The organism is Leclercia sp. Colony189 (genome assembly GCF_009740165.1).
GTDB lineage: Bacteria > Pseudomonadota > Gammaproteobacteria > Enterobacterales > Enterobacteriaceae > Enterobacter.
Genome location: NZ_CP046557.1, coordinates 4,338,110 through 4,351,344 on the forward strand (window position 1 = coordinate 4,338,110; position 13,235 = coordinate 4,351,344).

A 13,235-nucleotide genomic window follows, 5' to 3' on the forward strand; every position below is an offset into this window, starting at 1 on the left:
TTGCCATGCCGTGGATCCAACTAAAACTGAATACGACCGGCGCCAATGCCGAAGAGATGAGCGATGCGTTGATGGAGGCCGGAGCGGTCTCCATCACCTTCCAGGACACGCATGACACGCCGGTGTTTGAACCGCTGCCGGGTGAAACGCGTCTGTGGGGCGATACCGATGTCATCGGTCTGTTTGATGCCGAAACCGACATGGCCGAGGTTGTGGCCATTCTGGAAAATCATCCGCTGCTGGGTGCAGGCTTCGCGCATAAGATCGAGCAGCTGGAGGATAAAGACTGGGAGCGCGAATGGATGGATAACTTCCACCCGATGCAGTTCGGCAAGCGTCTGTGGATCTGCCCGAGCTGGCGCGACGTGCCGGATGAAAATGCGGTAAATGTGATGCTCGATCCGGGCCTGGCATTTGGTACCGGTACCCACCCGACCACCTCTTTGTGCCTGCAGTGGCTTGATGGTCTGGATCTGGACGGCAAGACGGTGATCGACTTTGGTTGCGGCTCCGGGATCCTCGCCATCGCGGCCCTGAAGCTGGGTGCGGCAAAAGCGATTGGGATCGATATCGATCCGCAGGCGATTCAGGCCAGTCGCGACAACGCTGAACGCAACGGTGTCTCCGATCGCCTTGAGCTCTATCTGCCGGATGACCAGCCGCAAGCCATGAAAGCCGATGTCGTGGTCGCTAACATTCTGGCTGGCCCGTTACGGGAACTGGCGCCGCTAATCAGTGTGCTGCCCGTTGAGGGGGGTCTGCTGGGCCTTTCCGGTATCCTTGCCAGCCAGGCTGAAAGCGTATGCGATGCCTACGCCGAGCTGTTCACTCTTGATCCGGTCGTGGAGAAAGAGGAGTGGTGTCGCATAACAGGTTGTAAGAAGTAATCACTCCAGCGTGGTCATCCCTGGCCACGCTATTTTTTTACCCGCAATAACACTCTTTCCCGAATTAATTCTCCTGTAAAATAGTAATAACTAATTGTTTTTATTTATTATTTTACTCATTACCATTTATAAGGAGAATATAATGAAAGCTTACGTTAGTAAGGCGGCGGTACTTGTCCTCAGCTTAATGTCAGTCTCAGCATGGGCGTCCCATTGGAGTTATGAAGGCGAAGGAGCCCCCGAGCATTGGGGAGAGATAGACAGTAACTTCAAAACCTGCCAGACCGGTATGTACCAGTCGCCGATCAACGTCGAAAAAACCCTCAAAGCACATATTCTTCCCCTTGCAACCCACTATTCCGACGGTCCGGTAACGTTAACGAATAATGGGCACACTATTCAGGCTGGCGAGAAAGACGGTACAAAAGACACTATTACCCTGGATAATCAGGCCTGGACACTGCAACAATTCCACTTCCATGCCCCCGCTGAAAACATGATCCACGGTAAAAAGTTCGCGCTGGAGATGCATCTGGTTCATAAAAACGCAGCAGGTGAGATAGCGGTTGTGGCCGTCATGTTCAACACAGGCAAGGCGAACGCCGAACTGGACAAATTGTGGAGCGTCATGCCGCAGAAGGTGGAGCAAAGTACCTCCCTTACTACGCATCTGGACCTGAACAAACTCTTGCCACACGAGAAAACGTACTGGCGTTATAGCGGTTCCTTAACCACGCCACCCTGCTCAGAGGGGGTGATCTGGATTGTCATGCAACATCCGCTCACATTGTCTGTAGCCCAGCTGGAAAAATTTACACGAACTATGCACCACGATAATAATCGCCCGGTACAACCATTACATGGCCGTACTGTCGTGGAATAACGCTCGCTTTTCATCCTGATATCATGTTCTAAAATGCGACCTGGATCGCAAAGAAGCGGGATAATCTGCTGTTAAAAACAGCAGATTATCCCGAATAACCAATTCATTTATCAGAAACGATAAGAAGTTACGGGAAAATATTACACCCAACGAAACAACACGCCCGCGCTAACCCAATGATTTAAATGATGAATAAATTCAATGGGAGTAATAGAGCGGCGATTCATTGATCTACCGCAGTGGATTGTTCAAAGTTTGGCCTTTCATCTCGTGCAAAAAATGCGTAAGATACGCCGCCTTGCAGTCACAGTATGGTCATTTCTTAACTCATGCGTATCGGAAACCACCAGCTCAGAAATCGCCTGATCGCAGCACCTATGGCAGGTATTACCGACCGACCATTCAGGACGCTGTGTTATGAGATGGGAGCAGGATTAACCGTTTCAGAGATGATGTCGTCTAACCCGCAGGTTTGGGAAAGCGATAAATCCCGTCTTCGGATGGTGCATATTGACGAACCAGGTATCCGCACCGTGCAAATCGCCGGGAGCGTGCCTGAAGAGATGGCAGATGCCGCGCGTATCAACGTGGAAAGTGGCGCCCAGATTATTGATATCAATATGGGATGCCCGGCCAAAAAGGTGAATCGCAAGCTTGCAGGTTCAGCCCTTCTGCAATACCCCGATCAGGTGAAGTCGATCCTGACCGCGGTTGTCAGCGCAGTGGACGTTCCTGTTACGTTAAAGATTCGCACGGGTTGGTCGCCGGATCACCGTAACTGTGTAGAGATTGCCCAACTGGCCGAAGACTGTGGCATTCAGGCCCTGACCATACATGGACGCACCCGCGCCTGTTTGTTCAACGGTGAAGCTGAATACGACAGCATTCGGGCAGTTAAGCAGAAAGTTTCCATTCCGGTTATCGCGAATGGCGACATTACTGACCCGCTTAAAGCCAGAGCTGTGCTCGACTATACAGGGGCTGATGCTCTGATGATAGGACGTGCGGCTCAGGGAAGACCCTGGATCTTTCGGGAAATCCAGCATTATCTGGACACTGGGGAGCTGCTTGCCCCGCTGCCGCTGGCAGAGGTTAAGCACTTGCTATGCGCGCATATTCGGGAACTGCATGACTTTTATGGTCAGGCTAAAGGGTACCGAATCGCGCGTAAACACGTATCCTGGTATCTCCAGGAACACGCTCCGGATGACCAGTTTCGGCGCACATTCAACGCCATAGAGGATGCCAGCGAACAGCTGGAGGCGTTGGAGGCATACTTCGAAAATCTTGCGTAATGAAATAAAGAGCTGACAGAACTATGTTCGAACAACGCGTAAATTCTGACGTACTGACCGTTTCCACCGTTAACTCTCAGGACCAGGTAACTCAAAAGCCCCTGCGTGACTCGGTTAAACAGGCACTGAAGAACTATTTTGCTCAACTGAATGGTCAGGACGTTAACGACCTGTATGAGCTGGTACTGGCTGAAGTTGAACAGCCCCTGTTGGACATGGTGATGCAATACACCCGCGGTAACCAGACCCGTGCTGCTCTGATGATGGGCATCAACCGTGGTACGCTGCGTAAGAAACTGAAAAAATACGGCATGAACTAATTTCGATTAGCTAAATGCTTGTTTAAAAAGGCGCGAACCGGCATGGGGAAGCGCCTTTTTTTATGCCTGTTGTTCCCCTGTTTTTTGTTCTCCACCCCCTCGTTATCTCCCGAAACGTAAACATCTCTCAGCCCACTTCTCAGCCGCTATTTTTCGTGTATATTTCCTGCACTCTTGTCAATTGTCCCCGGAAATTCCGAATGATCCGTAAGTATTGGTGGTTAGTCGTCTTCGCGATTAGCGTTTTCCTTTTCGATGCGCTGTTAATGCAGTGGATTGAGTTGATGTCTACGGAAACGGACCAATGCCGCAACATGAATTCGGTTAATCCGCTTAAGCTGGTTAATTGCTCGGATCTAGATTAAGCCCCTGCTTTTCCTCGAAAAATTTGCGGTTTTAAAAACCTTTGAGGCATCTTTATTGGATGATAATGTCTCAGCCCGTCTCACCCGGTATCACGTAATACCCCACTGCGTATGAGTTGATGAGATCATGCTGGTTAGCCAATACGACCAACTTCTTGTGGTTATCTCCTTTGTTGTCGCCATTCTTGCATCCTATACCGCGCTGAATATGGCGGGACGGGTTGCCGGCAGTACCGGCGTCGCGGCACATATCTGGCTGACGGGCGGGGGGATCGCCATGGGTATCGGGATATGGGCTATGCATTTTATCGGCATGCTGGCGATGGATATCTCCATGCAGATGAACTACGACCTGCCAAAAACCGCCCTTTCCATGCTGATCGCTATTGGCGCCTCACTGTTTGCCCTCTGGCTGGTGAGCCGCGACCACTTACGCAGACGTCGCTTGTTTACCGGCGCGGTGATTCTGGGAGCGGGCATCGTGGCGATGCACTACACCGGCATGAAAGCCCTGCAGGTAGCGCCCGCTATCGTCTGGGATATGCGCTGGGTTGCGCTGTCGGTGGTTATCGCTCTCCTCGCCTCGCTGGCCGCCCTGTGGCTGACGTTCCGTTTACGGCGGGATGCCGCCCAGGTCGCGCTGATGCGTGCGGGCGCTGCGGTGCTGATGGGCATCGCGATTGCCGGCATGCACTATACCGGCATGAAAGCGGCCCAGTTTCCGCTTCAGGTGCACATGCATCATCAGGGGGTGAACGGCAGCTGGCTGGCGGTGCTGGTGAGCGTTGTGGCGCTCTCTATCTTGGGTATAACGCTGCTGGTTTCTATGTTTGATGCCCGGCTGCAGGCCCGCACCTCCCTTCTCGCTTCATCGCTGGCGGAAGCCAACCGCGAACTGGCCCAGCTGGCGCTGCACGATACGCTGACCCGCTTGCCGAACCGCGTGCTGCTGGAAGATCGCCTCGAGCAGGCAATTAACAAAGCCGATCGCGAAGGCAAACTGTTTGCCCTGCTGTTTATGGATCTGGATGGCTTCAAAGCTGTTAACGATGCCTACGGCCATGATACGGGCGATAAGCTATTGGTTGCCGTGACGGAGCGTCTGGAACAGCCCCTGAAGGGCCAGTACACTCTCGCCCGTATTGGTGGCGACGAGTTTGTGCTGCTGGCCGAGATCGACTCCCCGAACGACGCCGCATCGCTCGCCAGCGCGCTGGTGCATGTCGTCGACCAACCCTTCAGCCTTGAGCTGTATGATGTGGTAGTGACCCTCAGCGTGGGCATCGCTATTTATCCCCATGATGGCAAAAACCAGCGCGAACTGATGTTCAACGCCGATGCGGCAATGTATCACACCAAGCACATGGGGCGTAACGGCTACCACTTCTTCCAGCCGTCGATGAATACCCTGGCGCAAAATCAGCTACAGCTAATGAACGATCTGTGGCTGGCGCTGGAGCGCAAGGAGTTGCATCTGGTTTATCAGCCTAAGTTCCAGGCGCCGGTGGGCCCCATTGTCGGCTTTGAAGCCCTGCTGCGCTGGCAACATCCTGTCCAGGGCTTGTTATCCCCCGACCAGTTTCTGCCGCTGGCGGAGAAAAGCGGGCTGATTATTCCTATCGGCAACTGGGTAATTGATGAAGCGTGCCGCCAGCTACGCGAATGGCATCTTAATGGCCATACTGAATGGTCGATGGCGGTGAACCTCTCTACGCTGCAGTTTGAACAGCCCCAGCTGGTGGAGACGGTGATGGGCAGCCTGGCACGACACCGTATTCCGCCGCATACCCTGATTCTGGAAGTGACCGAAACCACGGCCATGAATAATCCCGATGAGAGCGTCCGGGTGCTGACTGAGTTAACTCAGGCCGGAGTAAAAGCCTCGATCGATGATTTTGGCACCGGCTATTCCAGCCTGCTCTACCTGAAAAAGTTGCCCGCCTGTGAGCTAAAAATTGATCGGGCGTTTGTGAAAGATCTCAACAGCACGGGTGATGATGCGACCATCGTATCCGCCATTGTTGCGCTGGCAAAAACGCTCAACCTGAAGGTGGTTGCCGAAGGGGTCGAAACCGAGGAGCAGCAGACCTTTTTGACCAGTCTGGGATGTAATACGCTACAGGGCTATCTGCTGGGTAAACCCGTCACGGCGCAAGCTGTCAACGCGCTGAGCCACGATCCGCAGGCCATGCTGACCCAGCAAATCTGACGCGATGCTGCTATGAGGCGGTGTCGTATTCTCTGTGGGCTAGCGGCAACGTTGAGAGGATATTATCGACCAGTTCCGGGGCCTGCCGGTAGAGATCCAGGTGTTCCGGGCTCATTAACCAGTTTTTAATCAGCCCGCAAAAAAAGCCATGGAAAACAATTAACGTCGTGTCGATATTGATCTGCGCGGAGATGCTGCCAAGCATAATGCCTCTCTGCAATATTTCACGGACGTTTTCATAATTGAACCCGATCCTTTCACGAATTTGATTTTCTGAGATCATATCCTCATCAAATTCACATTTGTGATACAGGATCTGCAATAAGGTCCGCTGGCGGCTGTCCCGGGCAATATATTGCAAAGCAGTAACAAACTGCTCACGCAAAATTAATAATGGATCGCTCTCTTCCGCCTGCGACAGTTGACCGCGAATAATCTCGCGCAGCGGGCGTTGCTCCTGCCAGATAGCGTTAAATATCTCGGCTTTACTGGCGAAATGCCAGTAAACGGCCCCCCGTGTCAGGCAGGCGGCATCGGCGATATCCGTCAGCGTCGTGTTGGCGACACCCCGCATGGCAAACTGCTCTATTGCCGCCTCAATCAATAACTGGCGTGTCTTCTGCGCCTCAGCTTTGGTTTTGCGCGCCATAGAAAATCACTCATTTAACGGATTGGTTACTTTTATAAAACAATGACGACAATCGTCGGAGCAGGAATTATCCATCAGTCAGAAAAATAAATATGAACAAAAAAAGTTAACCTGCCTAACTTATAAACCGCGATGATACTTGTCATGCATTTAATTCACAAAAAACATGAATGCATCTAAAGCAAAACGGCCAGCAATACATAGCCGGACGTGCTATATCATTCTTTACGCTCACTTGCTGCTCTTTTTTTTATCCTCAGTTCATTCTCCGCACTTATAAATCAAAAACCCGCACGGTCATTCTTTATTATTGCGCCCGCCGTTTTCCGTTTTACCTCTCCTTAACGCATAACCCTTGTCGGTGAATGCGGATTGATGATCTTGAAGGAATAGTCATGACGCCTAATTTCAGGTTTTTACCCTTATCCGGTTTTATCATCGGTGCCGCATTGCTTGTGGGTTGTGATGATCATGCAGGCCAGGCGCAGCAGCCGCCGACTCCACAGGTCGTGGTGCATGTCGTGAAAAGTGCGCCGCTGGAGGTGACCACCGAACTGCCTGGCCGGACCGATGCTTACCGCGTCGCCGAGGTTCGCCCGCAGGTCAGCGGCATTGTGCTGAAGCGCAACTTTACTGAAGGCAGCGACGTAAAAGCTGGCGAGTCGCTGTATCAGATCGATCCCGCCTCCTATCAGGCCGCATTTGATAGTGCGTCGGGCGAGCTGGCCAAAGCCCAGGCAGCCGCCAGCATTGCTCACCTGACGGTAAAACGCTATTTACCTCTGGTCGGCACACAGTACGTCAGCAAACAGGAGTACGATCAGTCAGTGGCGAACGCCCGTCAGGCTGATGCCTCGGTGATTGCGGCCAAAGCCGCTGTCGAAACCGCGCGCATCAATCTTGCGTACACCAAAGTGACGTCACCTATCAGCGGGCGGATCGGTAAATCCAGCGTCACCGAAGGGGCCCTGGTTGCGAACGGACAGGCCACGGCACTGGCAACGGTTCAGCAGCTTGATCCGATTTATGTCGATGTCACCCAGTCCAGCAATGATTTTATGCGTCTCAAGCAGTCCAGCCTGCAGACCGGCGAAGGCACCCGCAGCGTACAGCTGCTGATGGAGAATGGTCAGCCCTATCCACTAAAAGGATCGCTGCAATTCTCGGATGTCACCGTGGATGAGAGCACCGGCTCCATCACCCTGCGGGCTATCTTCCCCAACCCGCAACATATCCTGCTGCCCGGCATGTTTGTCCACGCGCGTATTAACGAAGGCACCCAGCCGCACGCCATTCTGGTTCCGCAACAGGGCGTTACGCGAACCCCGCGCGGTGATGCCAGCGTGATGGTGGTCAACAGTAAAAACCAGGTTGAAGCCCGTAACGTTGTCGCCCCTCAGGCGATTGGCGATCAATGGCTGATTACAGACGGCTTACAGGAAGGCGACCGGGTGATTATCAGCGGGCTGCAGAAAGTACGTCCTGGCGTCGCGGTGGTGGCGACGCCGGATACCGCTGCGCAGAAAGTGGGATAAGGAACAGAGCATGGCTAACTTCTTTATTCAGCGCCCAATCTTCGCGTGGGTGCTGGCCATTATCCTGATGCTGGCGGGCGGGCTTGCGATCCTCAAGCTGCCGGTGGCGCAGTATCCCACCATTGCGCCACCTGCCGTGGCTATCTCGGCGACCTATCCCGGCGCGGATGCCCAGACGGTGCAGGATACGGTGACCCAGGTTATCGAGCAGAACATGAATGGTATCGATAACCTTATGTACATGTCCTCCACCAGCGATTCAGCGGGCAGCGTCACCCTTACCCTGACCTTCCAGTCGGGCACCGACCCGGATATTGCTCAGGTACAGGTGCAGAACAAGCTGCAGCTGGCCATGCCGTTACTGCCGCAGGAAGTGCAGCAGCAAGGGATAAGCGTGGAGAAGTCGAGCAGCAGCTTCCTGCTGGTGGCCGGTTTTGTCTCGGACAATAAGAACCTGAGCCAGGACGATATCTCGGACTATGTCGCCTCTAACGTCAAGGATGCTATCAGCCGCACCTCCGGGGTGGGCGATGTGCAACTGTTTGGCGCCCAGTATGCGATGCGTATCTGGCTGGATGCGAATAAGCTGAACGCCTATCAGTTGACGCCGCTGGACGTGATTAACCAGTTAAAAACGCAGAATAACCAGATTGCCGCCGGTCAGCTCGGCGGAACGCCGTCGGTGCCGGGCCAGCAGCTCAACGCCTCCATTATCGCCCAGACGCGCCTGAAAACCGCAGAGGAGTTCGGCAACATCACCCTGAAGGTCAATCAGGACGGGTCGATGGTGCATCTGAAAGATGTCGCCCGCATTGCGCCAGGCGGTGAAAACTACAACATGGTGACCAAAATCAATGGTCAGGCGGCGACCGGGCTCGGTATTAAGCTCGCTACCGGTGCCAACGCGCTGGATACCGCCGCGGCGATCAAAAGCAAACTGGCGCAGCTGCAAGCCTTCTTCCCGCAGGGGCTGAAGGTGGTCTACCCCTATGACACCACGCCGTTCGTTAAGATCTCCATTCATGAAGTGGTCAAGACGCTGTTCGAAGCCATCATTCTCGTCTTCCTCGTGATGTACCTGTTCCTGCAAAACCTGCGGGCCACGCTCATCCCGACCATTGCCGTACCGGTGGTTCTGCTAGGCACCTTCGCGGTGCTGGCGGCGTTTGGCTTCTCGATAAACACCCTGACCATGTTTGGTATGGTGCTGGCAATAGGCTTGCTGGTGGATGATGCCATCGTAGTGGTGGAGAACGTCGAGCGCGTGATGGTGGAGGAGAAGCTTCCGCCAAAAGAGGCGACACAAAAATCGATGTCGCAAATTCAGGGGGCGCTGGTCGGCATCGCCATGGTGCTCTCAGCGGTATTTATCCCGATGGCCTTTTTCGGCGGCTCCACCGGGGCGATTTATCGCCAGTTCTCTCTGACCATTGTTTCGGCGATGGCGCTCTCGGTGCTGGTGGCGCTGATCCTGACCCCTGCTCTGTGTGCCACCCTGCTAAAGGCCCCCAGCGAGCATCATGCGAACAAAGGCGGCTTCTTCGGCTGGTTTAATGCCCTGTTCGACAGAAGCGTGACCCATTACAGCAACAGCGTCAGCCATATCCTGCGTAAGACGGGCCGCTACCTGGTGGTCTACATCCTTATAGTGGGCGGAATGGCGGTACTGTTCCTGCGTCTGCCTACGTCGTTCCTGCCGGAAGAGGATCAGGGCGTGTTTATGACGATGGTGCAGCTCCCGGCGGGCGCGACGCAAAGCCGCACCCAGAAGGTGCTGGATCAGGTTGAGCACTACTACCTCAACAATGAGAAGGCCAACGTAGAATCGGTATTTACCGTTAACGGCTTCAGCTTCAGCGGCCAGGGGCAAAACGCCGGGGTAGCGTTTATCAGCCTGAAGCCCTGGGAGGAGCGCCCGGGTGCGGAAAACAGCGTTGGGGCCATCGTCAGCCGGGCAACACGGGCCTTTAGTCAGATCAAAGACGGGCTGGTCTTCCCGTTCAACCTGCCCGCCATTATCGAACTCGGCACCGCAACGGGCTTCGATTTTGAACTGATTGACCAGGCCAACCTGGGACATAACCAGCTGACGCAGGCGCGAAACCAGCTGCTGGGCATGATTAAAGAGCACGCCGATATGCTGGTGCGTGTGCGACCCAATGGGCTGGAAGATACCCCGCAGTTCAAGCTGGATATCGATCAGGAAAAAGCGCAGGCGCTGGGCGTGAGCGTATCGGATATCAACCAGACCATCTCCACCGCGCTGGGGGGAACCTATGTCAATGACTACATCGACCGTGGCCGGGTGAAGAAAGTCTATGTCCAGGCGGATGCCCACTTCAGGATGCTGCCGGAGGATATTAACCGTCTCTATGTCCGCAGCGCCAACGGTGAAATGGTGCCGCTCTCCGCGTTCAGCCAGTCGCACTGGATCTACGGCTCACCGCGCCTGGAGCGCTATAACGGCAGCCCTTCCATGGAGATCCTCGGGGAAGCCGCTCCCGGCAAGAGTACCGGTGAAGCCATGGTGCTAATGGAAAAACTGGCGGCGAAACTGCCAACCGGCATCGGTTACGACTGGACAGGCATGTCTTATCAGGAACGGCTCTCCGGCAACCAGGCGCCTGCCCTGTATGCCATCTCGCTGGTGGTGGTGTTCCTCTGCCTGGCGGCGCTGTATGAGAGCTGGTCGATTCCTTTCTCGGTGATGCTGGTGGTGCCATTAGGGGTGGTTGGCGCCCTGCTGGCCGCTTCCCTGCGTGGGCTGAATAATGATGTTTACTTCCAGGTGGGGCTGCTTACCACCATTGGTCTGTCGGCCAAGAACGCCATCCTGATTGTCGAATTTGCTAAGGATCTGATGGAGAAAGAGGGGAAAGGGATTATTGAAGCCACGCTGGAGGCATCACGCATGCGTCTTCGTCCTATCCTTATGACCTCACTGGCATTTATCCTTGGCGTGCTGCCGCTGGTCATCAGTCACGGAGCGGGCAGCGGCGCGCAAAACGCCGTGGGTACCGGCGTGATGGGCGGTATGCTTTCAGCTACCCTGCTGGCAATCTTCTTTGTGCCGGTCTTCTTTGTGGTAGTACGGCGACGCTTCACGCGTCATCGTGAATAGTAATGGGTAAAGGCGCTTCGGCGCCTTTTCTTATGATAATAAACAGAGAGTTAGCCTTACTATTTATTTACCTTATTGATTAGCGGTCCAATAAATTGTTTGCTCACGATTTCAGCACCTGACTGTTTATTCTGTCGCTCTCCTCAATCTCTCCATTATTGCCCGGCAAGAATGACCGTTTCTCCATATTTTTTACAATCCAAATAATTTGAGATTATTGACGTTTCATGGCGAATTTGAAGCGGTGGTAAAATAGCCTCCAGCTTTGCAGAAGTCGTTACTGGTTATATCGCAAAGTTAGATTTCATTTTGAGGTAACACCATGAAAAGATTCATTTCGGTTGCACTCCTTGCCACGTTGCTTGCGGGCTGTGCACATGACTCACCGTGCGTACCGGTATACGACGATCAGGGCAGACTGGTTCACACCAATACCTGTATGAAAGGCACCACGCAGGATAACTGGGAAACCGCGGGGGCAATCGCAGGTGGCGCAGCGGCTTTAGCTGGCCTGACACTGGGTATCATTGCCGTGTCCAGGTAATCCAGAAAGCGCGGATCCGTCCGCGCTTTTGCTTTTTCATTGCAGATGAACAAATAAGCCTGAATGGGCTCACATCTTATTTTCTTTCTATTTTCCCGCTATTAACCCTCCGTTTTATTTCTCCCTTTACCCATCCATATTTTGCTCTGATTTGTGGCGCAGATTGTAATTTCGCACCATTTCAGGGCGCTCGATTTAATTATCACTGCCTGCATCCTGCTTCACGCGTTGTGTAATCCCTTATGACGTTAAAAGCAAAAGCTGGCATTACGTTTGCTTTATTAACGTCGGCCACAGCCACAGACAGGTTAAAGCGTTTATAAACGCCTCACTATAACGATAATTTTTCGCTACACAGGATGCATTATGAAAAAGATGATGATGGCCAGCCTCGCCGCTGCAGGTGTGCTCATTGCAATGACCGGCCAGGCTCAGGCGGGTGCCACTCTGGATGCAGTTAAACAAAAAGGGTTTGTGCAATGCGGGATCAGTGACGGTCTGCCGGGTTTCTCTTACGCCGACGCCAACGGTAAGTTCTCCGGTATTGATGTCGACGTGTGCCGTGGCGTTGCCGCTGCGGTATTTGGCGACGACACCAAAGTGAAATATACCCCGCTGACGGCGAAAGAGCGCTTTACTGCCCTGCAATCCGGCGAAGTGGATATGCTTTCGCGTAATACCACCTGGACCTCATCCCGTGATGCCGGGATGGGAATGACCTTTACCGGTGTCACCTATTACGACGGCATTGGTTTCCTGACGCACAATAAAGCGGGTCTCAAAAGTGCGAAGGAGCTGGATGGTGCCACCGTCTGTATTCAGGCGGGTACGGATACTGAACTGAATGTCGCCGACTATTTCAAAGCCAACAACATGAAATATACGCCAGTGACCTTTGACCGCTCTGACGAATCCGCCAAAGCGCTGGAGTCCGGCCGCTGCGATACCCTGGCCTCGGATCAGTCTCAGCTCTATGCGCTGCGGATCAAGCTGAGCAATCCGGCGGAATGGATCGTCCTGCCAGAAGTGATCTCCAAAGAGCCGCTGGGGCCGGTCGTCCGTCGCGGGGATGATGAATGGAACGCTGTTGTTCGCTGGACGCTGTTCGCCATGCTCAACGCGGAAGAGATGGGGGTCAACTCAAAGAACGTCGATGAGAAGGCGGCTAATCCGGCCACGCCTGATATGGCCCATCTGCTGGGCAAGGAAGGTGATTACGGCAAGGATCTGAAGCTGGATAATAAATGGGCGTACAACATCATTAAAAAGGTGGGTAACTACGCTGAGATCTTCGAGCGTAACGTTGGATCTGAGAGCGCGCTGAAGATCAGCCGTGGGCAGAACAACCTCTGGAACAATGGCGGCATTCAGTACGCGCCGCCAGTACGCTAAGCATCTTGCTGTAACGGGCACTGCCAGTGCAGTGC

The 13,235-nt window shown here is 53.8% G+C and carries 11 protein-coding genes; 10 read left to right on the forward strand and 1 reads right to left on the reverse strand.

Annotation, left to right across the window (positions count from 1 at the left end; genetic code table 11):
- Positions 1-5 precede the first annotated feature (5 nt).
- The 6 genes from prmA to GNG29_RS20680 all read left to right on the forward strand — a co-directional run bounded on the left by prmA (position 6) and on the right by GNG29_RS20680 (position 5,959).
- Positions 6-887, forward strand: a complete 882-nt coding sequence (prmA, locus tag GNG29_RS20655; RefSeq protein ID WP_103177241.1) for a 50S ribosomal protein L11 methyltransferase — start codon at positions 6-8, stop codon at positions 885-887.
- Between the two features lie 142 nt (positions 888-1,029).
- Complete coding sequence (locus GNG29_RS20660) at positions 1,030-1,770, forward strand: carbonic anhydrase (protein WP_103177242.1); 741 nt, start codon at positions 1,030-1,032, stop codon at positions 1,768-1,770.
- 329 nt (positions 1,771-2,099) lie between these two features.
- Entirely contained in the window at positions 2,100-3,065 is a 966-nt protein-coding gene (gene dusB, locus GNG29_RS20665; protein WP_103177243.1) for a tRNA dihydrouridine synthase DusB, read from the forward strand.
- 23 nt (positions 3,066-3,088) lie between these two features.
- Positions 3,089-3,385, forward strand: coding sequence for a DNA-binding transcriptional regulator Fis (gene fis, locus GNG29_RS20670; RefSeq protein ID WP_000462905.1), 297 nt, complete (start codon positions 3,089-3,091; stop codon positions 3,383-3,385).
- Between the two features lie 200 nt (positions 3,386-3,585).
- Positions 3,586-3,750: a DUF2556 family protein gene (locus tag GNG29_RS20675; protein WP_039030652.1), complete on the forward strand. Its 165-nt coding sequence runs from the start codon at positions 3,586-3,588 to the stop codon at positions 3,748-3,750.
- A gap of 127 nt (positions 3,751-3,877) precedes the next feature.
- Positions 3,878-5,959, forward strand: coding sequence for a bifunctional diguanylate cyclase/phosphodiesterase (locus GNG29_RS20680; protein ID WP_156655290.1), 2,082 nt, complete (start codon positions 3,878-3,880; stop codon positions 5,957-5,959).
- Between the two features lie 10 nt (positions 5,960-5,969).
- Here GNG29_RS20680 and envR read toward each other — a convergent pair whose 3' ends face one another.
- Positions 5,970-6,608, reverse strand: coding sequence for an acrEF/envCD operon transcriptional regulator (envR, locus tag GNG29_RS20685; protein ID WP_103177245.1), 639 nt, complete (start codon positions 6,606-6,608; stop codon positions 5,970-5,972).
- Positions 6,609-7,003: 395 nt separating this feature from the next.
- Between envR and GNG29_RS20690 the strand changes: the two genes are divergently transcribed.
- The 4 genes from GNG29_RS20690 (at position 7,004) to GNG29_RS20705 (ending at position 13,200) form a co-directional block, all read left to right on the forward strand.
- Positions 7,004-8,143, forward strand: a complete 1,140-nt coding sequence (locus tag GNG29_RS20690) for an efflux RND transporter periplasmic adaptor subunit (protein WP_156655291.1) — start codon at positions 7,004-7,006, stop codon at positions 8,141-8,143.
- Between the two features lie 10 nt (positions 8,144-8,153).
- Complete coding sequence (locus tag GNG29_RS20695; RefSeq protein WP_156655292.1) at positions 8,154-11,264, forward strand: efflux RND transporter permease subunit; 3,111 nt, start codon at positions 8,154-8,156, stop codon at positions 11,262-11,264.
- A gap of 322 nt (positions 11,265-11,586) precedes the next feature.
- Entirely contained in the window at positions 11,587-11,808 is a 222-nt protein-coding gene (locus GNG29_RS20700; protein WP_103177248.1) for a lipoprotein, read from the forward strand.
- Between the two features lie 366 nt (positions 11,809-12,174).
- On the forward strand, positions 12,175-13,200 hold the full coding sequence (locus GNG29_RS20705) for an amino acid ABC transporter substrate-binding protein (RefSeq protein WP_103177249.1): 1,026 nt from the start codon (positions 12,175-12,177) through the stop codon (positions 13,198-13,200).
- Positions 13,201-13,235: the final 35 nt, after the last annotated feature.

Coding starts and splice junctions, on each gene's coding strand:
- prmA (WP_103177241.1), top strand. CDS start 6: ATGCCGTGGATCCAACTAAAACTGAATACGACCGGCGCCAATGCCGAA.
- GNG29_RS20660 (WP_103177242.1), top strand. CDS start 1,030: ATGAAAGCTTACGTTAGTAAGGCGGCGGTACTTGTCCTCAGCTTAATG.
- dusB (WP_103177243.1), top strand. CDS start 2,100: ATGCGTATCGGAAACCACCAGCTCAGAAATCGCCTGATCGCAGCACCT.
- fis (WP_000462905.1), top strand. CDS start 3,089: ATGTTCGAACAACGCGTAAATTCTGACGTACTGACCGTTTCCACCGTT.
- GNG29_RS20675 (WP_039030652.1), top strand. CDS start 3,586: ATGATCCGTAAGTATTGGTGGTTAGTCGTCTTCGCGATTAGCGTTTTC.
- GNG29_RS20680 (WP_156655290.1), top strand. CDS start 3,878: ATGCTGGTTAGCCAATACGACCAACTTCTTGTGGTTATCTCCTTTGTT.
- envR (WP_103177245.1), bottom strand. CDS start 6,608: ATGGCGCGCAAAACCAAAGCTGAGGCGCAGAAGACACGCCAGTTATTG.
- GNG29_RS20690 (WP_156655291.1), top strand. CDS start 7,004: ATGACGCCTAATTTCAGGTTTTTACCCTTATCCGGTTTTATCATCGGT.
- GNG29_RS20695 (WP_156655292.1), top strand. CDS start 8,154: ATGGCTAACTTCTTTATTCAGCGCCCAATCTTCGCGTGGGTGCTGGCC.
- GNG29_RS20700 (WP_103177248.1), top strand. CDS start 11,587: ATGAAAAGATTCATTTCGGTTGCACTCCTTGCCACGTTGCTTGCGGGC.
- GNG29_RS20705 (WP_103177249.1), top strand. CDS start 12,175: ATGAAAAAGATGATGATGGCCAGCCTCGCCGCTGCAGGTGTGCTCATT.